Raw genomic sequence first — 24038 nt, forward strand, 5'->3', positions numbered from 1 at the left:
GCGACTACTCGCTCGCTGTCACAGCGGTCTCGCCCTCGACGTCGTCCGAGGGGACGTGCACATCGTCGATCGTGACGTTGACCTCGACGAGGTCCGCCCCTGCCAGCTCGACGAGGTCTCGATGGATAGCCGCCCTGACCTCGTCGGCGACCTTCTGCAGGGCGACCGGATACTCGGCGACGATCGTGATGTCGACGGTGATCTGCGCCTCGCCGACCGCGACGGACACTCCCTGCGAGAGGTCGGTCGTGTTGAAGGCATCCCGGATGGCTCCCACCATGCGCGCAGCGCCCCCGCCGAGCGCATGAACCCCGTCGACATCCCGCGCGGCGATGCCGGCGATCTTCGCGACCACCGCATCCTCGATCGTCGTCGTGCCCACTGCAGCCCCCTGCAGCGGTGCTTCGACGTGGATCTCGGGCTGCGTGCCCGGAGTCGTGTTCGCCATCATGAGCTCCTTCATCCGTGTTCTGCCCGTAGGGGCGCCGGTCGCGGTCGGCGACGCTATGACTAGGACGGATCGCGAGCAGCGGATGTCACAAATCGATCCGAAGAAAGTCGCCGACAACGGATACGAGCACTTCACAGTGCACTCCAAGCTTCGAAGTGCAATATTGCACTCTATGAGCGACAGTGCAGAATCCTTGCGGGAACAGCGCAAGCGGGAGACCTCCCGAGCCCTCACCGATGCCGCACGCCGGTTGACCACGGAGAAGGGGTTCGCCGGATTCACGGTCGAGGAGCTGTGCGCCGAGGTCGGAGTCTCGCGGCGCACGTTCTTCAACTACTTCGAGAGCAAGGAGAACGCGGTCTTCGGCTTCGCGACGATCGATTCCCGCCAGGAAGCTCTCGAGGAGGAGTTCGCCACGCAGCGCGGAGACCTCCTCGACGACTTCATCCAGCTGACGATCAGTCGCTTCGAGCTCTTCAACCCGGTCGATGATGCGCCGGCGATGTTCGCCGTGATCGAGCAGGAGCCGCGGCTGCTGAAGGCGGCCTTCGAACAGCTCGCCAAGAACGAGCGCCGTGACCAGACCCTGATCCTCCGTCGCACCGAGGGCGGCGATGATGCCGAACTCCGCGCCGAGGTGGTCGTGCACACCGTCGGCGCGCTCGTGCGCATGAGCATGGACCAGCTCCTGCACCACCAGTCCCCCGAGCCGTTCGCCGATCTCATCGCGCGACGCCTCGACCTCGCCCGCTCGCTCTACGCACCGTCACAGAAAGCCCGTTGAATGTCCGCCACCGCCACGAAGGATGCGCCGTTCCTGCTCACGAAGCGCCGCATCTGGATCATCTTCAGCGCTCTCATCGCGGGAATGCTGCTCTCCAGCCTCGACCAGACCATCGTGTCCACCGCCATGCCGACGATCGTCGGACAGCTCGGCGGCGTCGACCACCAGGTGTGGATCACCACCGCCTACCTGCTCGCCACCACGATCGTGATGCCCATCTACGGCAAGTTCGGCGACGTGCTGGGCCGGCGCAACCTGTTCCTCGTCGCGATCGCACTGTTCACGCTGGCATCCGTCGGCTGCGCGTTCGCCACGGACTTCTGGATGTTCGTCGTGTTCCGCGCCCTGCAGGGTCTCGGCGGCGGCGGCCTGATGATCCTGTCCCAGGCGATCATCGCCGACATCGTGCCCGCCAACGAGCGTGGCAAGTACATGGGTCCCCTCGGGGCGGTCTTCGGCCTCTCGGCCGTGGCCGGCCCTCTCCTCGGCGGCTACTTCGTGGATCACCTGACCTGGCAGTGGGCGTTCTACATCAACATCCCGGTGGGGATCGCGGCCTTCATCATCGCCCTCATCGCCCTCAAGCTCCCGAGCAAGAAGGCCGAGAAGCCGATCGACATCTTCGGGGTCCTCTTCCTCTCGATCGCCACGACGTGCCTCATCTTCTTCACCGACTTCGGCGGTGACAAGGAGTTCGGATGGGACTCGCTCGCGACCTGGGCATGGGGTGCCGGGCTGATCGTCGCGGCGACGGCGTTCGTGATCACCGAATCGCGCGTGCAGGACCCGATCATCCCGCTGAGCCTGTTCCGCAACCCGATCTTCGTGAACGCCACCGCGATCGGACTGGTGCTCGGAATCGGCATGTTCGCGGCGATCGGATTCGTGCCGACGTTCCTGCAGATGTCCTCCGGCACCTCTGCGGCGGAATCCGGTCTGCTGATGATCCCCATGATGGTCGGCCTCATGGGCACGTCGATCTTCTCCGGGATCGCGATCTCGAAGACCGGCAGGTACAAGATCTATCCGATCCTCGGCACGATCATCACCGGTATCGCCATGGTCGCGATGACCACACTCTCGGCGTCGACTCCCATCTGGCTGATCTGCGTGTTCCTGTTCGTGTTCGGAGCGGGGCTCGGCCTCATCATGCAGGTCGTGGTGCTGGTCGTGCAGAACGCGGTTCCGGCGGGTGAGATCGGCACCGCGACCAGCACGAACAACTACTTCCGGGAGGTCGGCGCGTCTCTCGGCACCGCGGTCTTCGGCACCATCTTCACCACTCGCCTCACCGAGAACCTGCTCGGGGTCTTCGCCGGCGCCGGCGCATCGCCCGATGCCGCCTCAGAGGCCGCATCGACGATCGACCCTTCCACGCTCAACTCCCTGCCGGACGAGGTGCGCGACGGCATCGTCACCGCGTATGCGGATGCCCTCGCCCCGGTCTTCTGGTATCTCGTGCCGTTCATCGCCCTCGCGCTGCTGCTCTCGCTGTTCCTGAAGCAGATCCCGCTGTCGGACACCGCGGGGCTCGTGGCCAGGGGCGAGGCCATCAGCGGAGAGGAAGCGGAGCGTCTGGAGGCCGAGCAACGAGGCGTCGAATGGTCGGGAGCTGCGGTCGCGTCGCCTGGCGCACCGGAGGAGTCTGACTCGACACCGCCATCTCGATGAACACGCCAGCTCGGTGAACACGGCGGCCCCTGCCCCCTCTGGAGCAGGGGCCGCCGTCTGTCAAGGGGCTCCCGCCCCGGCTCACCTGCGGGCATGCTTCATCGTGGGGACAGTCAGGAGAATGATGGATCGCGTACCAGACCCACGGTTCGCTCTCGAGCAGGTCAGCGCCACGGATTGGGCCATCGTCGATCTGCAATACCCGGACGTAGATCACCGGCGGGTCGTGTGCCGCGTCTATGAGGATGCGCCGACAGAGGTCGAAGTGCTCTGGCTGCGTGACCTCCCCCTCGCCCTGCGCTACTCGTCCGTGGACGACGTGCTCACCGCTGTCCAGCGCTTCCACGACACCTCGCGCGCCACCCGCCCGATCCCGATCCCTCGTCTACCTCCGCCGACGGGGAGAGCAGGGCGCGGGACGCGCCCGCGATGACCAGGCGGATGGACGCGGCGCCTACGGCTGCGCCACACTGATCGGGAGAACCGTCCCCCGAGCCCTGGAGCTCTCATGACCGCACCCGCCCCCGCCGCCGCGACCGGCACCCCTTGGAAGAGATTCTGGGAGAAGGGCGGCTGGTGGCGCGCACTCCTTCTCGCAGCCGTCTACTTCGTGCTCTACAACGGACTGTCGCTCGCCTTCACTCCGCTCGCGGCACAGATCGACGACCCGACGGGCCCCACCGGCATCCTGGTCTTCTACGCGCTTCCCGTTCTCGTCGGCTGTCTGCTCCTGGTCGGCTTCGCCGCGTCGGTCAGCTGGCTCGGCGAACTCTTCAGACGGCAGCCGATCACGGGCCGCGGCTGGATGTGGATCGCGATCGTGATCGTGCTGCTGTTCAACGTCCTGCACCTGCTCAGCATCGACTACGGCGAGGCCGGGTTCCAGGTGGTCGCGACCTGGCTGCTCGCCGGCGTCTTCATCGGTTTCGCCGAAGAGGTGCTCACTCGCGGTCTCGTCGTGAACATGCTGCGCAAGGCCGGATACCGCGAGATCGTCGTCGCCGTGATCTCGGCCGCGGTGTTCGCCGGACTCCATTCCGGGAACCTGCTCAGCGGTCAATCGCTGTTCGCCACCGCGTTCCAGGTGGTCTACACCTTCGCTTTCGGAATCTGCATGTACCTCGCCATGCGGGTCACCGGCACTCTCATCGCGCCTATCCTGCTGCACGCCAGCACCGATCCGAGTATCTTCCTCCACACGGCCTATCCGGTCGAGGGTCCGGTCTCGACGCTGGCTGGGCTCGGAAACCCCGCCGTGATCGTGGTCGGTCTCGTGCTGCTGTTCTTCATCCGCGGACGTGTCGGCGTCGCAGACGCTACGGCGGGAGACGTGGGTCCGGCCTTCGACGCACCGCAGCGCTAGGGGCGTTTCGCCTCTGGCCAGTCGGTGACGACGACCTTGCCGATCGTCCGGGAGGCCTCCACGATCTCGTGGGCCCGACGCATCGTCGCGGCGTCCAGCGGAATCCACCAGGTTCGCGACGCTCTCCAGGAGGTCGTGCTGGTAGTGGTCGGAGGGATCGGTGACGGGCCTCGTGAACATGAGCTCCCAGTGCCAGGTCACGCTCTTCGCCTTGAGCGCGTCGATGCTGCCCCCGGTCTCGTCGATGGAGACGACCTGTCCGCGCGGACGGATCACGTCGGCGATCGCCCTGACGTTGCCGGGGGTGAACGAGGTGAACACGTAGTCGACGCCGGCGGGGGCGAGCGCCGACACCTCGCCGGCGAAGTCACGGCCGACGACGTGGTCGGCCCCCATCTGACGCACCCACTCCGCCGTCTCCGGGCGCGAGGCCACGGCGATGACCTCGAGACGCGTGAGGGCCTTCGCGAGCTGGATGATCAGCGCGCCGACGCCCCCTGCCGCGCCGATCACCAGGAGCACTCCCGTGCTTTCGCGGGTGAGCGCCAGGCGGTCGAACAGGCTCTCCCACGCGGTGATGACCGTCAGCGGCAGTGCGGCCGCCTCGGCGACCGACAGCGTGCGAGGAGCATGGCCGACGATGTTCTCGTTCACCAGGTGGAACCGCGCGTTCGTGCCCGAGCGATCGATCTGCCCGGCGTAGAACACGCGATCCCCCACGGCGAAGCGGGTCGACTCCTCGCCGACGGCGACCACGACCTCTGCCGCGTCGTAGCCGAGACGTGCCATCACCGCGCCGACGACACGCGTCGCGCCTGCGGTCCGTCTCAGCACTCCGCCATACCCTCAGGGACATGACCGTCGAGGATCCGGAACCTGCCCATCGCGACCGTGCGCACCGCTCCGCACTCGCCGTCGCCCTCTGGTTGCTCGTTCCGTTGCTCGTCGTCGCGGCGTACGTCGCGCAGATCCTCGAGTCGTTCAGCGCCGTCGGCTGCGAAGGCGATTGCGACCTGGCAGTCGCTTTCGGCGCCCGCGCCGTCTTCCCGTGGGCGGTCGCTGCCTCGGTCATCGCGGCGATCGTGGCCGCGTTCACGCTCCGGCATCGGAGAAAGCCCGCCTACTGGGCTCCCCTGCTCGGCGTGGTCCTCGTGCTGGTGTCGGCCATCACCACCAGCGCCGTCTTCCAAGCCGGGCTTGCCCCCATGTACGCGCGCAACGACAGGATCGCGAACGGTGAGGTCCCCGCCGAGACGACTCCGCCACTCCCCGACCCCGTCGGGGGCTGGGAGGCGAGCGTCGACGGAGCGACGTTCTTGTCGTTCAGTCCCGACGGGACCGTCACGGGCAGCGACGGGTGCAACGATCTGAGCGGCCGCTGGTCGCAGGATTCGGCGGGAAGGATCGAGCTGGAGACGCTCCTCCCCCAGACGGAGAACGCCTGCGACGGCATCGACGCATGGCTCGGCCGAGGGCGATCCGCGGACATCATCGATGGCTACATGTACGTCAACGGCGAGGCTGATTCGCCGATCGGTGGGCTCCAACCGGCGCGCCAGTCCCGCGACTGAGCTTCGACGCGCTGCCCCCCGTGAACGACGAAACCCCCGGGAATCCGGGGGTTTTCATCTGTAGCAGGAGCGGGGCTTGAACCCGCGACCTCACGATTATGAGTCGTGCGCTCTAACCAGCTGAGCTACCCTGCCGCGAGGCATCCGTCCGCGTGAGAAGAATGCTTGCGAGCCCCGAGTCAGGATTGAACTGACGACCCCTTCCTTACCATGGAAGTGCTCTGCCACTGAGCTATCGGGGCGTGCTGCCCCTCGCGGGGCAACCGTACGAGAATACCATTACTGTGGCGTCCTCATGAAATCGAGCCGGTCACTCCTCCGCGGTCAGCGACGATCGACCGGCGTTCGCCTTGAGCCACGGCATCGGGTCGATGGTCGTTCCGTTGACGATGAGCTCGAAGTGCAGGTGAGCGCCGTAGGAACGACCCGTGTTACCCGTCTTGCCGACGATCGTTCCGACCTTGACGGTGTCGCCGGCCTTGACGTTGAGGGAGCCGTACTGCATGTGCGAGTAGTGGCTCGTGATGACCTGGCCGTCGATGACGTGGTCGATGTAGACCGTGACCCCGAAGGCCCCGCCCTGCTCTGTGGCGATGCGGACAGTGCCGTCGGCGATGGCCTGGATCGGCGCACCGTTGCCCGGCACGAAGTCGATGCCCTCGTGGAGGCGGCCGCTGCGCATCCCATAGCCGTAGCTCATGCCGACACCGACGAGGAACGGCCACTGGATGGCGGCGTCGGGGTCGTTCGTGAAGATCTCACCCGAGTAGTTGATGCCCTGCTCGGCGGCGACCTCGGCGAGCGAGACCGTGCTGAAGTCATCGGAGCGGGAGAGCGGGACGCTCTCGACGCCGGACGGTGCGACGAAAGCCTGGATCTCGTCCTCGGCCTCGTCCTTCGAGTCGGCGGCAGCAGCGGAGACCAACGACATGGATGCGGCCGAACCGCCCCGCACACCGGCGACCGCCTCCGCGGGGAGCGTCATGGACACCGCGAGAAGCCCTGCGAGGCTCATCACACCGACGGTTGCTCCGACCGTGACCACCTTGCGGAGGTTGCGGGGGCGACGAGGGGCCACATGCGAGGGGACGACAGACTCAGCGTCCGAACTCGCTGCGGAGGGCGAGCGCTCAGCCGTGGAAACCGTCGGAACCGCACCTGTCGCGCGGAAGGCACGGGAAGCGCGCTCGAACGCGTCGGCTTCGACCGCCGGTCCACGCCCGGCCTCACCGGTTTCGCGGACCGGAGCCGCAGGAGCCTCGACCGGCTCCGAGGCGACAGGAACCGCGGGAACATCGGCGATCACCGGCTCCGAGTTCGTGGCGACGAAAGGCTCGATCAGCGCTTCCGTGACCACCTCGTCGGGTGCCGACCGCTGACGGGCGGCGCGTCGGGAAAGGGGGGCGACAGCAGCGAGGGCTACGGCAGTGGAATCAGCGGCAGAAAGGGGTGCCGTCGGTCCCGCCGCGGGGGCCTCGGAGGCCGCAGTGCGGAGTCGGCTGGATCGGCGCGTGGGCGCAGAGGCAGCCTGGGAGTTCTCGAGGGGCAAAGCGTTTCTCTCGGTCGTGCGTCGTGCTCGGGGGGCGCAAACTTTGACTTTCACCTTCGGGTGATGAAAGTAACGATCGGGTAAACCCTACCGTGACCAGGCTGAGAATGCCATGAATCTTTCACGGATTCTCCGCGAGGATCGCGAGCAATCGGGCGTGCACATCGACTCCTCCCGCCACCAGCATCGGGCGCGGGGAGTCGACATCCGTTCGGGACACCACGCCTCCGGCTTCCTCGACGAGGAGCGCACCGGCGGCGAAGTCCCAGGGGCGAAGGCCCCGCTCGAAGTAACCGTCCAGTCGCCCCGCAGCGACGAAGGCCAGGTCGAGTGCGGCCGCGCCCATACGTCGCACATCGCGAGCCATCGGCATGACCCGCGCCACGGTCGCGATGTCGCCTTCGTGGGTGGCGGGGTCGTAGCCGAAGCCCGTGGCGAGGAGAGCGCCGGCCGGGGTCGTGTCCGTCACCGCGAGACGAATGCCGTTCGACCAGGCGCCATGACCTCGCGCCGCTGAGAAGGTCTCTCCCAACGCCGGGGCGTTGACAGCGCCGGCGAGCGCTTCCCAGGTCTCGGGATCGGGTTCCCCGCGGACCGCGCCGATGCTCACGTTGTACGCCGGGATGCCGTACGCGTAGTTGACGGTGCCGTCGATGGGGTCGACGATCCACGTGATCCCGCTGCTCCCCGCTTCGGCCCCCGTCTCTTCGCCGAGAAAGCCGTCGTCCGCCCGCGCCGCGCGGAGACGCGAACGGATGAGCGCTTCGACCTCTCGGTCTGCGTCCGTGACGATGTCGGCCAACGACGACTTGGTCGCCGCCAGGCGTACCCCTTCCTGTCGTCGAAGTCGCGCGAGCTGCCCTGCTTCCTCGGCGATCTCGGTCGCGAGGTCGCGGAGTTCGAGTTCCAGCGTCACTGTTCGGGCTGCCGGGGCGCGGGCGGCGGCGGCGGGAAAGCCTGCGAAGCCTCCTGCGGGGAGGCCGGAGTCTGCGTGGCCGGGGCAGGGGGCACCGGGTGCTCGCCCGGAGTCGAAGGCGCGGGCTCTGCGGGCTGCGAGAACTGCGGCGGCGCGAACTGAGACGCAGCGGGCTGCGGCGGCGCGGGCTGCGGCGGCGCGGGCTGCGGCACGACGGGGAACCCCGAGACGGGCGCTTGCGGGAGTGCCTGCTGGGGCGGGGCGACCGTCGGGTACCCGGTGTAGTAGGCGTTCCAGTCGGGTGATGCATCGGGCAGCGCCGGAAGCGGGGTGATGCCATCGGCGTAGGTCGGCCACGACGGCGCCGACGCGACGGCACGGTTGGCCGGGGTCTTCTTCTTCGGCGCGAAGAGCGCATTGAGCAGCGGGATCAGCGTGGTGCCAACGGCCACGAGGATCGTGAGTGCGACCACGATGCGCCAATACAGCTCGCCGTAGTGGAACGTGTGGGGGAAGGCGAGGAAGAACACGAGCATGCCGACGAGACCGACGAGGAAAGTGACCGTCACGATGTAGATCACTCGGGTGAAGGTCGTGACGTATCGCTGCGCTGCCGGCGTGAACAGGCGCACGTGCAGCAGGGCCAGCTGGAGGATGCCGATCACGAGGAGCAGCTGGAAGAAGCGCTCGGCGCCGAAGTAGAACCCGTCCTCCGGGAGCCAGATCTTCACGGCGCCGACGAGGAGAGCGACGATCCAGCTCACCATGCTCGCCAGCTGCAGCCAGTCGGGGCGGTTCGGCGCCAACCCGGCCTCGAGGATCGCGATTCCCGCGAACGCCGCCAGCAGCAGGATCGTGAGGAACGCGCGACCGATCAGACCGTCTTGGTCACCGATGAGCACCCAGATGACGCACACGAGGGCCGCGGCGATGAGAGCGCCGATGGCGATCCACAGGGAGCCCCTGATCAGCAGCGACATGTTCTTCTTCTCACCCTGCGGTCGATGCGTGGTGATGTCCGGCTGGGACATGGCGTTCCTCTCGTCGAGCGGCGATGCCTTCATCCTGCCATGCGCGCCGACGGTTGCCAGGGGTTCGACCCCGTCGCGGGAAGTCTGTTGACCCTTCTGGTCTGGGGAGGAGAGGTCAGCCGGTCTTCTTCGCCGACGCCGCAGCGAACGCCGCGACCCTCGCCTGCGCGTCGGGTGTCTCGAGGGCGGCACCGATCGAGCGCGCCTCTTCGCCCAGCTGCTCGACGAAGGAGCGTTCCGGCTGCTCGCGCACCAGCCTCTTCGCCTGACCGTAGGCGTCGGCGGCACCCGCCAGCCAGAAGCGTGCGATCTCCTCACCGCGCGCTCGCACACGCTCCGCCTCCGCGGCGGCGTCCTCACCCTCGACGGCCTCGGCGACGAGTCCCCACTCGACGGCCTCCGCTGCGGTGAGCAGCCGATCCTGCAGGACGAGCTGCAGGGCACGGCGCTGGCCGACGGCACGAGCGAGCTGAGCGGAGACCGACAGGTCTGGGGTCAGACCGATGTTCGCGTACAGGCTGCCGAGCTTCGACCGCGAGCCCACGACGGCGTAGTCGCTGCACAGCAGGATGCCCAGGCCACCTCCCGCGGTCGTGCCGTGGGCCGCGGCGACGACAGGCACCGCTGATTCCGTCAGCGAGCGGATGCCGGAGTTGATGACCTCGGCGAGCGCGGTGATCTCCGCACCGGACGCGCCCATGGTCGTCGCCATGTCGATCACGTCGCCTCCCGCGCAGAACGCAGGACCCGCGGCATCGATGAGGATCGCCTTCACGTCGGTGCGCGACGTGGCCTCGGCCGTCGCGTCCTTCCAGGCGTGCGCCAGGTCGGCGTTGAACGCGTTGAGCCGAGCGGGCCGGTTCAGTGTGAGCCGAGCCATCCCCTCTTCGACGGCGAACAGGATGGCGTCAGTCATGGCTTCTCCTTCGAGCACAGAACGTGTCGCACCAGCGTAACCGCGATCAGACCCGCTCCCAGACCTGCGAGACGAAGCTCTCCATGCGCCGGCGCGTGCCGTCGAGACGGAAGTCGACCTGCCCCGGGGTCCTGACCTCGTTCGGGGCGAGGGGGTGGGCGAGGCGCACATTCTCGTGGCAGGAGAGGTCGGCGCACATGTACGTGCCGAACGAGTCGCCCCGCATGCCCGCTTCGCCGGCCCGGCGTGCGGTGAGGAGCGCGACCTGGTTGCCGGGCTGCATCGTGTGGCAGATGTTGCACATGCCCGAACGTGCACGGCCGGGTTCCGTCGCACGCAGCACGATGCCGACCACCTCGTCGTCATGCGGAATCAGCACGTAGCCGCGTCGGCCCGCGCCGGGATCCTGCCACGCGAAGAAGTCGAGATAGTCCCAGTCGACGAGCAGGAAGTCATGAGGCATCTCCATCAGACGCAGCTCGTCATCGTCCGCATTGACGAACGATGCCCGGACTTCGGCTTCGGTGAGCGGTCGCATCTCTCCAGTCTAGGAAACCGTTCGCGGGGCGGGGCCGCGTCACAGTCGCCGGGTCGTGGCCATCTCGAACACCGTCTCGAGCAGCTGCACGGCGAACACGGACGCCCAGACGGATGCGGCGAGGAGTATGGCGACCTGGATCGCGATCGTGACAACGAGCGGTGCCAGAGTCCTTCCGCCCCGCCGACGGATCACCACGTGGCGGCCGATCACATAGACCAGCGAGGACAGGAAGGTCCACGCCCAGGGGAAGGGACGAACGAACCCCCGCGCTGCGAGCTCTCGGGCATCCAGGGCGGCGAACCACACGGAGAGCCCGTAGACCGCCCAGCCCGACAGCGTCAGGACCAGGTACCACGGCGTGAGGAAGGCGTTGAACTCTGCAGCGATGAATCTCTCCACGTCGAGCGACGACGAGCCGTCCAGAGGCACGAACGCGAGCACCTCGAACATCCCCTGCTGCATCTGCACGAGGTAACCGATTGCGGCGATCGCGCTCAGCACCGGGAGGAGCACGATCAACCAGACCCATGCCGTGTTCGTATCGGTCCCCTCAGGGACCGAGGGGAACTCCGGTGATGTCGCTACGACCGGCGCGTCCTCACCCCACCGGGAACCGTCCCACCACCGCGTCGAGCCCTGGTCATCGACGTACCAGCCTGCGGGCGCGGTCACGATCGAATCCGGACGTCGGACTGGGTTCGGATCATCGGCGACATGTCACCACCCTATTCGCGGGGAGGGTCACACCAACGAGAGAAGGCCCTCGCGGTGATCGCGTGGGCCTTCGATCTCTGCGCTTCTCCGCAGAGGTGGTGGCGAGTGAGGGATTCGAACCCCCGAATGCAGTGCAGTCTGATTTACAGTCAGATCCCTTTGGCCGCTTGGGTAACTCGCCAGAGCGCACCCGTCCGACTTGAACAGCCAACCGGGGGCACGAGAGACAAGCATACCTGTCCGAGGCGGGTGCAAGAAATCGAAACGTCAGCTGCCGTTCACGCCCCGCCCCGAGTCGGCCAGAGACTCCGGAGTCCGCAGCAGGCCGCCCTCTGCGCGGCAGGTCGCAGCGGCGATGTCCATGGCTCGCAGCAGGAGCACGCGCCACTGCGCCAGGTCGGACGGCGACGCCGAGACCAGGCCCTCGGAGACCGCCGCGAGTGTCGCGTCCCCCGCCCCGACGGTGTCGATCACCGCACCGGGAAGCTGGGCGATGGGCGCGGAGACGACACCGGCGTCCGCATCGATCGTGGCACCTTCCGCTCCCGCGGTCGCCAGTACGGCAGCGGCTCCGAGGCCTCGCAGGCGCCCCCGCAGTGCGTCCAGGTCGCCGTCGTAGAGGATCGCTGCATCATCCGCGCCGACCTTGACGACGGACGCCGACGTCGCCAGCCGCTCGAACCCGCGGACGAACTCCTCGCGATCGCTGAGCATCCCGGTGCGCGGGTTCGGGTCGACGGCGACCCTCGCATCGCCCAGGGCATCGACCAGGGCATCGACCTCTGCCGGCACATCGAAGGGGAAGCAGCTGATGGCGACGAGCGCGGCGTCGGAGATCGCCTGACGCGCCTCATCGGAGTATCGGATGCTGCGCTTCTGCGCCGCCTCATTGAACACGTACTGCGGCTCGCCGTTCGACGCGCGCTGTACGACGGCACGAGAGGAGCCGTGCGGGGCCTCGCTCGAGATCAGGCGCACCCCGTGATCCCCGAGGTACTCGCGGATGTGGGCGCCCGCTTCATCGTCACCGACCATCGCGATCAGCGTGGTGTCGACCCCCAGCCGACGAAGGCCGACGGCCACGTTCAGCGCAGCGCCGCCGACGAGCTCGCGCACCCCCGCATCATCACGGATCTCATCGATCAGGGCATCGCCGATCACGACCACGGAACCGGCAGCAGAAGTCTCGTTGCTCACCCGCTGACACTATCGCGGTGTCGGGACGCCCTGACAACACCGCGATCCTCTCGCGTCCCGACGTCCGAGAGCAGTACGGTGTGGCCATGAACGCCCGCCTCGCCGGCATCGCCGTGGCCCTCTCACTCCTCGTCGCCCTCACGGCGTGCACTCCGCAGGCCGACGCCGAAGGAGGGTCCTCGGCACGCCCGGGAGCGAGCGACGCGCCCAGCCCGGACTCGACCAGCACGGAGGGGCCCGGAACGCCCTCCCCCACGCCCACCGCCAAGCCCGTCACGCTCCCGACCGACTGCCGTGCGATCCTGTCGGAATCCGTGCTCGCCGAGCTCGGAGACATCCCGCTCAACGACGCCGCCTTCGGACCCTCGGGCGTGGGTGCAGACGGCGCCCTCACCTGCAATTGGGCCGACCCGCGCGCAGACACCACGAGGCTCACGACCACCATCTCGCGGATGAACCGCGGTCCCGCGCTCGACATGCTCAATGCACTCGCCGACGACGAGGGCTTCTCCTGCTTCACGCCGGACGGCGGCACCCGATGCGAGAAGACCTGGCCCAACGAGCAGTATCCCGTGACGGACGGCCGCACCCTGTTCTGGCGTGACGACGTCATGATCGACACCCGCTACTCGAACCTGGCGCCGACCGGTTACACCTCGAGCATCATCGAGCACATCTTCGACTGACCCCGCCGCGCCGGAGCCCCCGTCGACGGCATGGCGTGAAACCCGGGCACGAAGAAGGCCCCAAGGCGAACCCTGGGGCCTTCTTCGTCACTCAGCACTCAGTTGTGTCGCGACTTCGTCGCTCGACAACCTCAATCGGCTCGGCCGGACGAGCAAGCTCGCCGGCTCTCGCCTCAATCAGTTGTAGGTGCCGGGGGTGATGTCGTCCGTCGAGAACGCGTCGAAGTCGACGTAGCCGAAGTCACCATCGGCGTACGCACCGTCGGATGCGAAGATCCGGTTCGGGTAGCGCTCGCTCTTGGCTTCCTCTGTGGCCTCGACCGTGACGTCGCGGTACTTCGAGAGACCGGTTCCGGCGGGGATGAGCTTACCGATGATGACGTTCTCCTTGAGACCGACCAGCGGGTCGCGCTTGCCCTGCATCGCAGCCTCGGTGAGCACGCGGGTCGTCTCCTGGAAGGAGGCGGCCGACAGCCACGACTCGGTCGCGAGCGACGCCTTCGTGATACCCATCAGCTCCGGACGGCCGGACGCGGGGCGCTTGCCCTCTGCCACAGCCTCGCGGTTGATCGACTGGTAGCGCTTGAGGTCGACCATCTCACCCGGGAGCAGGGTCGTGTCGGCGTGATCGACGACGGTGACCTTGCGGAGCATCTGACGGACGATGACCTCGATGTGCTTGTCATGGATCGGCACACCCTGCGAGCGGTACACGCCCTGGACGCCACCGACGAGGTAACGCTGCACCTCGCGAGCACCCATGACGCGCATGATCTCCTTGGGGTCGAGCGTGCCCACCAGGATCGGCTGACCGACCGTGACGTGCTGCCCGTCCTCGACGAGAAGCGTGGCACGCTTCAGCACCGGGTAGATGACGGGCTCGTCGCCGCTGTCGGGCGTGAGGATGACCTTCTTGCCCTTGTCGGTCTCGTCGATCGCGATGCGGCCGTCGGCCTCGGCGATCGGCGACGCGCCCTTGGGGGTACGCGCCTCGAAGAGCTCCTGCACGCGGGGCAGACCCTGCGTGATGTCATCCGCCGATGCCGAACCACCCGTGTGGAAGGTACGCATCGTCAGCTGGGTACCGGGCTCACCGATCGACTGGGCCGCGATGATGCCGACGGCCTCGCCGATGTCGACGGTCTTTCCGGTCGCGAGCGAACGGCCGTAGCACTGTGCACACACACCGACGGCGGAGTCGCAGGTCAGGACCGAGCGCACCTTGATGGTCTCGACACCCAGAGCGACGAGCTTGTCGATCAGCACGTCACCGACGTCCTCACCGGCTTCGGCGAGAACCTCGCCCTTGCTGTCGACCACGGCCGAGGCCAGCGTACGGGCGAACACCGAGTTCTCGACGTTCGCGTCGCGCACCAGCTCACCCTGCGAGTTCGGAGCGGCGATCGGGAGCTCGAGGCCCTTCGACGTACCACAGTCCTCTTCGCGGATGATGACGTCCTGCGAGACGTCCACCAGACGACGGGTCAGGTAACCCGAGTCGGCGGTACGCAGAGCGGTGTCGGCGAGACCCTTACGGGTACCGTGCGTCGCGATGAAGTACTCCGCAACCGACAGACCCTCGCGGTACGAGGAGATGATCGGACGCGGGATGATCTCACCCTTGGGGTTGTTCACCAGACCACGCATACCGGCGATGTTCCGGATCTGCAGCCAGTTACCACGAGCACCCGACGACACCATGCGGTTGATGGTGTTGTCCTCGGGGAAGTTCGCCTTCATGGCGGCCTGAACCTCGTCTGTGGCCTCGGTCCAGATCTTGATGAGCTCCTGGCGACGCTCCGAGTCGGTCGTCAGACCCTTCTCGTACTGCGACTGGACCTTCGCGGCCTGCTTCTCGTAGCCCGCGACGATCTCCGCCTTGTTCGGCGGCGTGAGGATGTCGCTCAGGGCGACGGTCACACCGGAGCGCGTTGCCCAGTAGAAGCCGGCGTCCTTGATGCGGTCCAGCGACGCAGCCGTCTCGACCTTGGGGTACTCCTCGGCCAGCTTGTTGACGATCTGCGACAGCTTGTTCTTGTCAGCCTGCTCGCGGACGAACGGGTAGCCCTTCGGCAGCGTGTCGTTGAAGATCGCCTGACCCAGCGAGGCGTCGACGAGACCGTGACGCTCGTAGCCCTCGGGAGCTTCGCCCTCGAGGAACGTCAGGCCGGGGATGCGGATGCGGATCTTCGCCTGCAGGTCGAGGGAGCCCTCGTCCTTGGCCAGGATCGCCTCGCCCACCGAACCGAATGCACGGCCCTCGCCGGTCGCGCCTTCCTTGACCGTGGTCAGGTGGTGCAGACCGATGATCATGTCCTGCGAAGGCAGGGTGACCGGGCGGCCGTCCGACGGCTTCAGGATGTTGTTCGACGCGAGCATCAGCACGCGGGCCTCGGCCTGAGCCTCGACCGACAGGGGCAGGTGGACAGCCATCTGGTCACCGTCGAAGTCGGCGTTGAACGCCGCGCAGACGAGCGGGTGCAGCTGGATGGCCTTGCCCTCGACGAGCTGGGGCTCGAACGCCTGGATGCCCAGACGGTGCAGGGTGGGTGCACGGTTGAGCAGCACCGGACGCTCGCGGATGATCTCCTCGAGCACGTCCCAGACCTCGGGACGGGTGCGCTCGACCGCACGCTTGGCGGCCTTGATGTTCTGCGAGTGGCCGAGGTCGATCAGACGCTTGATGACGAACGGCTTGAAGAGCTCCAGAGCCATCTGCTTGGGCAGACCGCACTGGTGCAGCTTGAGCTGCGGGCCGACGATGATGACCGAACGGCCGGAGTAGTCGACACGCTTTCCGAGCAGGTTCTGACGGAAACGACCCTGCTTACCCTTCAGCATGTCGCTGAGCGACTTCAGGGCACGGTTGCCGGTACCGGTGACGGGGCGACCACGGCGACCGTTGTCGAACAGTGCGTCCACGGCCTCCTGCAGCATGCGCTTCTCGTTGTTGACGATGATCTCGGGGGCACCGAGGTCGATCAGACGACGAAGACGGTTGTTGCGGTTGATCACGCGGCGGTACAGGTCGTTCAGGTCGGAGGTCGCGAAGCGGCCACCGTCGAGCTGGACCATCGGGCGCAGCTCCGGCGGGATGACCGGGACGACGTCCAGGACCATCGACGCCGGGCTCATCCCGGTCTCGAGGAACGAGCTGACGACCTTCAGGCGCTTGATCGCACGGATCTTGCGCTGGCCCTTGCCCTCGGAGATCTGCAGACGCAGGTTCTCCGCCTCGGCCTCGAGGTCGAACGCCGCGAGACGACGCTGGATCGACTCGGCACCCATGTAGGCCTCGAAGTACTGACCGAAGCGGTCCTGCAGCTCGTGGAAGACGTCGTCCTCCGGACGGAGTGCGCCGACCTCGAGCGTGCGGAAGTCCTCCCACACGCGCTCCAGCTTCAGGATCGCCTCGTCGGCACCCTTGCGGATGAGCGACATCTCCTTCTCGGCGGCGTCCTTGACCTTCTTCTTGGCGTCGGCCTTGGCACCCTCCGCCTCGAGAGCAGCGAGCTCCTCCTCCAGCTTGGCCAGGCGCTCCGCGATCTTGGCATCGCGGCGGTCGCCGAGCGTCTTCAGCTCGAGACGGATGTTGTTCTCCTGCGTGCCCAGGTCGCGGTGACGAGCTTCCTCATCGACCGAGATGACCATGTAGGCGGCGAAGTAGATGACCTTCTCGAGGTCCTTCGGTGCCATGTCGAGCAGGTATCCCAGGCGCGAGGGCACGCCCTTGAAGTACCAGATGTGGGTGACGGGAGCGGCGAGCTCGATGTGACCCATGCGCTCACGACGGACGGAGCTCTTGGTGACCTCCACGCCGCAGCGCTCGCAGACGATGCCCTTGAAGCGGACGCGCTTGTACTTGCCGCAGGCGCACTCCCAGTCGCGGGACGGGCCGAAGATCTGCTCTCCGAAGAGACCGTCCTTCTCCGGCTTGAGGGTGCGGTAGTTGATGGTTTCGGGCTTCTTGACCTCGCCGTAGGACCACGCGCGGATGTGGTCTGCGGTCGCCAGGCCGATGCGAAGCTCATCGAAAGTTGTGGACTCGAGCACTAGTTCTCCTGTGTCGGAAATTCTTTTTGAGAAGTCTGCTTCGGTGGGCCCGAGACGTGGGTCCCGGGCCCTCCGAAGGATTAGATCTCGTCGATCGAGGCGGCCTCGAAGCGGCTGGAGATGTTGATACCGAGTTCCTCTGCGGCGCGGAACGCCTCATCGTCGGTGTCGCGGAGGTTGACCAGCGTGCCGTCGGCCGAGAGGACCTCGACGTTCAGGCAGAGCGACTGCATCTCCTTCATGAGCACCTTGAAGGACTCGGGGATGCCCGGCTCCTGGATGTTCTCGCCCTTGACGATCGCCTCGTACACCTTGACGCGGCCGAGGATGTCGTCGGACTTGATCGTGAGGAGCTCCTGGAGCGCGTACGCGGCGCCGTAGGCCTCGAGGGCCCACACCTCCATCTCACCGAAGCGCTGTCCACCGAACTGCGCCTTACCACCGAGCGGCTGCTGGGTGATCATCGAGTAGGGACCCGTGGAACGTGCGTGGATCTTGTCGTCGACCAGGTGGTGCAGCTTCAGGATGTACATGTAGCCGACCGAGATTGGGGCCGGGAACGGCTCGCCGGAGCGGCCGTCGAACATCTGGGCCTTTCCGGTGGAGTCGATCAGACGGACACCGTCGCGGGTCGGGATGGTCGCGTCGAGGAGACCTGCGATCTCCTCCTCGCTCGCACCGTCGAACACCGGGGTCGCGACCTTCGTGCCGGGGGCTGCCTCGAAGGCCTGCTCCGGCAGACGCACTGCCCACTCCGGTGTGCCCTCGACCTTCCAGCCCTGCTTCGCGATCCACCCGAGGTGGGTCTCGAGCACCTGGCCGAAGTTCATTCGACCCGGGATGCCGAGCGGGTTCAGGACGATGTCGACCGGGGTGCCGTCCGCCATGAACGGCATGTCCTCGATCGGGAGGATCTTCGCGATGACACCCTTGTTGCCGTGACGGCCGGCGAGCTTGTCACCCTCGGTGATCTTGCGCTTCTGGGCGATGTAGACCACGACGCGGCGGTTGACGCCGGAGCCGAGCTCGTCGTCGCCGTCCTCGGCGTTGAACTCCTTGACCGCGATGATCGTGCCCTGCTCGCCGTGAGGCACCTTCAGGGACGTGTCGCGGACCTCGCGGCTCTTCTCGTTGAAGATCGCGCGGAGCAGACGCTCCTCGGCCGACAGCTCGGTCTCACCCTTCGGCGTGACCTTGCCGACGAGGATGTCGCCGGGGCGGACCTCGGCACCGATGCGGATGATGCCGCGCTCGTCGAGGTCCTTCAGCAGCTCCGGGCTGACGTTGGGGAGGTCACGGGTGATCTCCTCCTTGCCGAGCTTGGTGTCGCGGGCGTCGACCTCGTACTCCTCGATGTGGATCGAGGAGAGGGTGTCGTCCTTCACCAGGTCCTGGCTCAGGATGATCGCGTCCTCGAAGTTGTAGCCCTCCCACGTCATGAACGCGACGAGGAGGTTCTTCCCGAGGGCCAGCTCGCCGTTCTCGGTGGCGGGGCCATCGGCGATGACCTCTCCGACCTCGACGCGCTCACCGGCGTTGACGACGACCTTCTGGTTGTAGGACGTGCCCTGGTTCGAGCGGTCGAACTTGCGCAGGTGGTACTCCTGCGTTCCGCCCTCGTCGAGCATGACCACGACGCGGTCCGCGGAGACCTCGGAGACGACACCGGCCTTCTCGGCGGTGATCACGTCACCGGCGTCGATGGCCGTGTAGCCCTCCATACCGGTTCCGACGAGCGGCGAGTCGCTGCGCAGCAGCGGCACGGCCTGACGCTGCATGTTGGCACCCATGAGGGCGCGCTGTGCATCGTCGTGCTCGAGGAAGGGGACGAGCGAGGTCGCGACGGACACCATCTGGCGCGGCGAGACGTCGATGTAGCCGATGTCCTCGGGGAGGAACATGTCGACCTCGCCGCTGCCGCCCTTCGGGCGTGCCAGGACGTGGCTCTCGACGAAGCGACCCTTGGCATCGAGCGGGGCGTTGGCCTGCGCGATGTTGAAGTCGACCTCTTCGGAAGCCGTCAGGTAGTCGATCTGCTCGGTGACGACACCGTCGACGACCTTGCGGTACGGGGTCTCGATGAAGCCGAACGAGTTGATGCGCGCGAAGGTCGCGAGCGCACCGATCAGACCGATGTTCGGGCCTTCAGGAGTCTCGATCGGGCACATGCGGCCGTAGTGCGACGGGTGGACGTCACGGACCTCGACACCGGCGCGGTCACGCGAGAGACCACCGGGGCCGAGCGCGGAGAGACGACGCTTGTTCGTCAGACCCGCGAGCGGGTTGTTCTGGTCCATGAACTGCGACAGCTGCGAGGTTCCGAAGAACTCCTTGATCGCGGCGACGACGGGGCGCACGTTGATCAGGGTCTGCGGCGTGATGGCCTCGATGTCCTGCGTGGTCATGCGCTCGCGGACGACGCGCTCCATGCGGGACAGACCCGTGCGGACCTGGTTCTGGATGAGCTCGCCGACCGCGCGGATGCGACGGTTGCCGAAGTTGTCGATGTCGTCGGTCGCGAGACGGATCTCGGCCTTCTTGCCGCCGCGGATACCGGTGAAGGTCTCCTCGGTGCCGGCGTGCAGACGCACGAGGTACTTGATCGTGGCCACGATGTCCTCGACGGTGAGCACCGACGAGGTCAGCGGCTGGTCGAGGCCCAGCTTGTGGTTGATCTTGTAGCGACCGACCTTGGCGAGGTCGTAGCGCTTCGGGTTGAAGTAGAAGTTGTCGAGAAGCGCACGCGCGGCCTCGGCTGCGACCTGCTCGCCCGGACGGAGCTTGCGGTAGATGTCGCGGAGAGCATCTTCCTTCGTGACGATCGTGTCCTTCGCGAGCGTCTCCTCGATCGAGGTGTAGCCGGCGAACTCGGCCAGGATCTCCTCGCTGGTCATGCCCAGCGCCTTGAGGAAGACCGTGACGGACTGCTTGCGCTTGCGGTCGACGCGCACGCCGACCTGGTCGCGCTTGTCGATCTCGAACTCGAGCCATGCACCACGGCTCGGGATGACGCGCGCCGAGACGATGTCCTTGTCACTCGTCTTGTCGGGGGTCTTGTCGAAGTAGACACCCGGCGAGCGCACGAGCTGCGAGACGACGACGCGCTCGGAGCCGTTGATGATGAACGTGCCCTTGTCGGTCTGGAGCGGGAAGTCGCCCATGAAGACCGTCTGGGTCTTGATCTCACCCGTGAGGTGGTTCATGAACTCGGCCTCGACGTACAGCGGAGCGGCGTAGGTCTTGCCACGCTCCTTGCACTCCTCGATCGAGTACTTCTCCGGCTCGAGGTACGGGTTCGTGAACGACAGCTGCATCGTCTCGCCGAGGTCCTCGATCGGAGAGATCTCCTCGAAGATCTCGCCGAGGCCGCTGTTCTCGTTCACGTCGGTACGACCGGCGGCCTTGGCTTCGGCCACGCGCGCCTTCCAGGCGTCGTTGCCGACCAGCCAACCGAAGGACTCGGTCTGCAGGGCGAGAAGGTCAGGGACCGTCAGCGTGTCGGAGATCTTGGCGAACGAAAGACGGGAAGCTCCGCGTCCGTTCTTGGTGGTGGTGGATGTGGATGCGTTGCGAGCAGCAGCCAAGGGAATAACCTCCGTGAGCCCCGTAGGGCTTCTCGATTCCTTTGTCGTCAGGTGGAGTGTGCGCCCGGGAACTCAACAGATGCCGACCACCATATGAGGGCAGGGAGAAGCGAGCGCAACTACCAACTATACGCACGATTCTGCGACATGGCAAGCGCAATCCTTGACCAATCTTCGAACCTGCGGTATTGGCACCCCGCCGGAGTCGTCCACACCCACCGTCAGCGCCGAGACCCATCGCCGCAGACGTCTGCGGCGATGGGTCTCGGCGGGCGGGATGGGTGTCGGCGAACGGGGCCTCAGGAGGCGATGTTCAGCTCGTTGCCCGGGATCGACGCCAGCAGACGCCTCGTGTAGGGGTCGCGGGGATTCGTGAAGATCTCCTCCGAGGTCGCGGCCTCCACCAGCTTGCCGTCTTTCATGACGCACACGTAGTCGCTGATCAGCCGCACCACCGCGAGGTCGTGCGAGATGAACAGGTAGCTCAGGCCGTACTCCCGCTGCAGGTCGCCGAGCAGCTTCAGGATCTGATCCTGCACGAGCACGTCGAGCGCCGACACGGGCTCGTCGCACACGATCAGATCGGGCGAGAGCGCGAGCGCACGGGCGATCGCGACGCGCTGCCGCTGACCGCCCGAGAGCTCGGACGGGTAGCGACGCAGCATGGACTGCGGCAGCGCCACGTCGTCGAGCAGTTGCCGCACGCGCTTGCGACGATCCGCAGTGCTCCCCCGCTTGTAGAACTCCAACGGTTCGGCGATCAGCCGCTCGATCGTGAACATCGGGTTCAGGCTCGAGTACGGGTCCTGGAAGATGGGCTGCACCCGCTGGCGGAAGTCCTTCGTCTCCGCCCGGCTCAGCGACGCGATGTCCTTGCCCTCGTAGCGGATCAGCCCGCTCGTGGGCTCGATCACCTTGAGCAGCATCCGCGCGGTCGTGGTCTTGCCCGAACCGGACTCCCCCACGATCGCGACCGTCTCCCCGCGCGGGATCACCAGCGACACGTCGTCGACCGCGACGAAGTCCTCCCCGCGGCCGCGTACCGGGTAGACCTTGGTGAGGTTCTCGATCTCGACGATGTTGCCCTTCGACGAGCCCTGGGAGCCGGGAACCCCGGGGGTCGCTGATCCTGTCGAAGCGTCCGTCGCCGAGTCCACCGGCTCCTGCACCCGGAACGCCTCCGGCCGCAGACGGGCCGCCGCCACCGAGGGTGCCGCCTTCACGAGCGACTGCGTGTACGGATGTTGCGGATCCTCCAGGATCTGCCGGGCGTCGCCCTGCTCCACGACCTTGCCGCGGTGCATCACGATCACCCGTTCCGCGCGCTCGGCAGCGAGTCCCAGGTCGTGGGTGATGAGCAGCACCGCCGTTCCCAGCTCGCGCGTCATCTGCCCGATCTGATCGAGGATGGTCTGCTGCACGGTGACGTCGAGGGCGCTGGTGGGCTCGTCGGCGATCAGCAGGCGCGGCTTGCAGGCCAGACCGATCGCGATGAGCGCCCGCTGGCGCATGCCGCCGGAGAACTCGTGCGGGTACTGCTTCGCGCGCCGCGCCGGATCAGGGAGCCCGGCGGCGGTCAGGGCCTCGACCACCTTCGCCTGCACGTTCTGCCGCGTGGCGAGGCCGTGCGCGAGCAGCGTCTCCGCCACCTGTGTGCCGATCTTCGCCACCGGGTTCAGGTTCGACATCGGGTCCTGCGGCACGAGGCCGATGTCGCGGCCGCGGATCGTGCGCAGTTCGTTCTCCGGCGCTCGGGAGATCTCCTTGCCATCGAGGCGGATGCTGCCGGAGGCGATCCGGCCTCCCCCGGCGAGCAACCCGATGATGGCCATCGCGGTGGTGGATTTGCCCGAACCGGACTCTCCCACGATCGCGACCGTCTCACCGGGACGGATCTCGAGGTCGACGCCCTCGACCGCGTGCACGACACCGTCCATGGTGGCGAAGTCCACGGCGAGGCCCTGGACCGACAGCAACGGCTCGGTCGACATCTGCTTCTCCTTCGCGGCGCTCATCGCGCCCTCGTCCGTGGGTCCATCGCCTCGCGCAGCGCCTCACCCAGCAGGGTGAAGCCGAGCGCCGTGACGGCGATGCAGATGCCGGGCAGGAAGGCGAGCCAGGGCGCGATGGCGAGCTCGGCCTGTGCGTAGGTGAGCATGCGCCCCCACTCGGCCGTCTCCGGGCGGCCTCCGCCGAGGCCGAGGAACGACAGTGCCGCCGCATCGATCACGGCGGTGGCGAGCGTCAGGGTCCCCTGCACGATCACGGGCCCGATGGCGTTGGGCAGCACGTGCGACATGGTGATCTTGCCGCGGCCGAGACCGAGCGTCTGCGCCGAGAGCACATAGTCGCTGGAGCGCTGCTGCAACATGGATGCGCGCAGCAGCCGCGCGAAGATCGGCACCTGCGAGGCCCCGATCGCGATCATGATCGCGAACGGGGTCTGCCCGAGGATCGCGGCGATCGAGACGGCCAACAGCAGGTTCGGCACCGACAGGATGATGTCGACGATGCGCATGATGAGCGTGTCCACCCATCCGCCGAACGTGCCGGCGAGCAACCCGAGGATCATGCCGCCGACCAGGCCCATCGCGGTGGAGATGACACCGATCATGAGCGACGCCTGCGCACCCCAGATGAGCTTGGACAGCACGTCGCCGCCGAAGCGGTCGAGGCCCAGCGGGAACTGCGGCAGCTCCCCCGGCCCCGGGATGTAGGTCGGCGTGATGTACTTCGCGCCGGGCAGCGCCGTCTCCGGGTAGGGAGCGATCAGAGGTGCGAGAGCGGCGATGAGCAGGAACGCCACCACGATGGCCGCGCCGATCCATGCCGTCGGATTGCGGCGGAGGCGGCGGAACACATCCCGCCAGAAGCCGCCGGAGCCGTTCTTCAGGTCGGCCTGGGCGATGGCGACGGTGTCGATGCTGCCGCCGCTTTCCGCCGAGGGACCTTGGGCGGGCGGGAGTGCGATGGTCATGCGACCGCCTCCTTTCGGACGATGGAGAGGGACA

At 67.0% G+C, this 24038-nt stretch carries 20 protein-coding genes, 3 tRNA genes and 1 pseudogene; 8 read left to right on the forward strand and 16 right to left on the reverse strand.

Going from position 1 to position 24038, the window contains the following annotated elements; translation table 11 throughout:
• Nucleotides 1-4: 4 nt before the first annotated feature.
• A complete protein-coding gene (locus MOX01_RS15085) occupies nt 5-448 on the reverse strand; it encodes an Asp23/Gls24 family envelope stress response protein (protein ID WP_141370370.1) in 444 nt (147 codons plus the stop codon).
• 175 nt (nt 449-623) lie between these two features.
• On the opposite strand from MOX01_RS15085, the gene MOX01_RS15090 reads away from it, so the two are divergent.
• The 5 genes from MOX01_RS15090 (at nt 624) to MOX01_RS19440 (ending at nt 4594) form a co-directional block, all read left to right on the forward strand.
• The gene (locus tag MOX01_RS15090) at nt 624-1235 is read left to right on the forward strand and encodes a TetR/AcrR family transcriptional regulator (protein WP_141370372.1); all 612 of its coding nucleotides are present in this window, start codon (nt 624-626) and stop codon (nt 1233-1235) included.
• The gene (locus tag MOX01_RS15095) at nt 1236-2906 is read left to right on the forward strand and encodes an MDR family MFS transporter (protein ID WP_141370374.1); all 1671 of its coding nucleotides are present in this window, start codon (nt 1236-1238) and stop codon (nt 2904-2906) included.
• Between the two features lie 124 nt (nt 2907-3030).
• Entirely contained in the window at nt 3031-3339 is a 309-nt protein-coding gene (locus tag MOX01_RS15100; RefSeq protein ID WP_058633228.1) for a hypothetical protein, read from the forward strand.
• 75 nt (nt 3340-3414) lie between these two features.
• Nucleotides 3415-4269: a CPBP family intramembrane glutamic endopeptidase gene (locus MOX01_RS15105; protein WP_113680869.1), complete on the forward strand. Its 855-nt coding sequence runs from the start codon at nt 3415-3417 to the stop codon at nt 4267-4269.
• 160 nt (nt 4270-4429) lie between these two features.
• On the forward strand, nt 4430-4594 hold the full coding sequence (locus MOX01_RS19440) for a hypothetical protein (protein ID WP_230977948.1): 165 nt from the start codon (nt 4430-4432) through the stop codon (nt 4592-4594).
• Here the strand turns inward: MOX01_RS19440 and MOX01_RS19585 are convergent.
• Nucleotides 4573-4791 (reverse strand): annotated as a pseudogene (locus tag MOX01_RS19585) (zinc-binding dehydrogenase); the annotation flags it as partial. The gene MOX01_RS19440 and the pseudogene MOX01_RS19585 sit on opposite strands and share 22 nt — an antisense overlap.
• Between MOX01_RS19585 and MOX01_RS19445 the strand changes: the two are divergent.
• Together MOX01_RS19445 and MOX01_RS15115 are read left to right on the forward strand one after the other, a co-directional pair.
• Complete coding sequence (locus MOX01_RS19445; protein WP_230977949.1) at nt 4709-4972, forward strand: hypothetical protein; 264 nt, start codon at nt 4709-4711, stop codon at nt 4970-4972. The pseudogene MOX01_RS19585 and the gene MOX01_RS19445 sit on opposite strands and share 83 nt — an antisense overlap.
• A gap of 151 nt (nt 4973-5123) precedes the next feature.
• Entirely contained in the window at nt 5124-5840 is a 717-nt protein-coding gene (locus MOX01_RS15115) for an META domain-containing protein (RefSeq protein WP_141370376.1), read from the forward strand.
• Between the two features lie 61 nt (nt 5841-5901).
• Here MOX01_RS15115 and MOX01_RS15120 read toward each other — a convergent pair.
• The 10 genes from MOX01_RS15120 to MOX01_RS15165 all read right to left on the reverse strand — a co-directional run bounded on the left by MOX01_RS15120 (nt 5902) and on the right by MOX01_RS15165 (nt 12704).
• A tRNA-Met gene (locus tag MOX01_RS15120) sits at nt 5902-5975 on the reverse strand.
• 35 nt (nt 5976-6010) lie between these two features.
• Nucleotides 6011-6082 (reverse strand) — tRNA-Thr (locus tag MOX01_RS15125).
• Between the two features lie 68 nt (nt 6083-6150).
• Nucleotides 6151-7197, reverse strand: a complete 1047-nt coding sequence (locus tag MOX01_RS15130) for a peptidoglycan DD-metalloendopeptidase family protein (protein WP_230977951.1) — start codon at nt 7195-7197, stop codon at nt 6151-6153.
• A gap of 313 nt (nt 7198-7510) precedes the next feature.
• Nucleotides 7511-8305 (reverse strand): inositol monophosphatase family protein, encoded by a 795-nt coding sequence (locus tag MOX01_RS15135; protein ID WP_058633247.1) that lies wholly within the window; start codon nt 8303-8305, stop codon nt 7511-7513.
• Nucleotides 8302-9336 carry a hypothetical protein gene (locus tag MOX01_RS15140; RefSeq protein WP_141370380.1) on the reverse strand — a complete coding sequence of 345 codons (1035 nt, stop codon included), beginning with the start codon at nt 9334-9336 and terminating at the stop codon, nt 8302-8304. The genes MOX01_RS15135 and MOX01_RS15140 overlap by 4 nt, the downstream gene beginning before the upstream one ends.
• A 115-nt stretch (nt 9337-9451) precedes the next feature.
• On the reverse strand, nt 9452-10252 hold the full coding sequence (locus tag MOX01_RS15145) for an enoyl-CoA hydratase/isomerase family protein (protein ID WP_061017769.1): 801 nt from the start codon (nt 10250-10252) through the stop codon (nt 9452-9454).
• Nucleotides 10253-10298: 46 nt separating this feature from the next.
• A complete protein-coding gene (locus tag MOX01_RS15150) occupies nt 10299-10790 on the reverse strand; it encodes an FBP domain-containing protein (protein WP_141370382.1) in 492 nt (163 codons plus the stop codon).
• Nucleotides 10791-10829: 39 nt separating this feature from the next.
• A complete protein-coding gene (locus MOX01_RS15155) occupies nt 10830-11465 on the reverse strand; it encodes a DUF2510 domain-containing protein (RefSeq protein ID WP_170224285.1) in 636 nt (211 codons plus the stop codon).
• 138 nt (nt 11466-11603) lie between these two features.
• A tRNA-Tyr gene (locus MOX01_RS15160) sits at nt 11604-11688 on the reverse strand.
• 86 nt (nt 11689-11774) lie between these two features.
• Nucleotides 11775-12704, reverse strand: a complete 930-nt coding sequence (locus MOX01_RS15165; RefSeq protein WP_141370386.1) for a PfkB family carbohydrate kinase — start codon at nt 12702-12704, stop codon at nt 11775-11777.
• A gap of 17 nt (nt 12705-12721) precedes the next feature.
• Here MOX01_RS15165 and MOX01_RS15170 point away from each other — a divergent pair, with 17 nt between their 5' ends.
• A complete protein-coding gene (locus MOX01_RS15170; protein WP_230977953.1) occupies nt 12722-13390 on the forward strand; it encodes a DUF3558 domain-containing protein in 669 nt (222 codons plus the stop codon).
• A 177-nt stretch (nt 13391-13567) separates the two neighbouring features.
• On the opposite strand, the gene rpoC is transcribed toward MOX01_RS15170, so the two are convergent.
• From rpoC to MOX01_RS15190, 4 genes are all read right to left on the reverse strand, one after another.
• Nucleotides 13568-17443, reverse strand: coding sequence for a DNA-directed RNA polymerase subunit beta' (gene rpoC, locus MOX01_RS15175; RefSeq protein WP_061017157.1), 3876 nt, complete (start codon nt 17441-17443; stop codon nt 13568-13570).
• Nucleotides 17444-17523: 80 nt separating this feature from the next.
• Nucleotides 17524-21027 (reverse strand): DNA-directed RNA polymerase subunit beta, encoded by a 3504-nt coding sequence (rpoB, locus tag MOX01_RS15180; protein ID WP_061017158.1) that lies wholly within the window; start codon nt 21025-21027, stop codon nt 17524-17526.
• A 299-nt stretch (nt 21028-21326) separates the two neighbouring features.
• Nucleotides 21327-23042 carry an ABC transporter ATP-binding protein gene (locus tag MOX01_RS15185; protein ID WP_170224287.1) on the reverse strand — a complete coding sequence of 572 codons (1716 nt, stop codon included), beginning with the start codon at nt 23040-23042 and terminating at the stop codon, nt 21327-21329.
• Nucleotides 23039-24004, reverse strand: a complete 966-nt coding sequence (locus MOX01_RS15190; RefSeq protein ID WP_021199008.1) for an ABC transporter permease — start codon at nt 24002-24004, stop codon at nt 23039-23041. Before MOX01_RS15190 ends, MOX01_RS15185 begins: the two co-directional genes overlap by 4 nt.
• Nucleotides 24005-24038: the final 34 nt, after the last annotated feature.

Origin of the sequence: Microbacterium oxydans, from assembly GCF_006540085.1 — a bacterium.
GTDB classification, from domain to species: domain Bacteria; phylum Actinomycetota; class Actinomycetes; order Actinomycetales; family Microbacteriaceae; genus Microbacterium; species Microbacterium oxydans.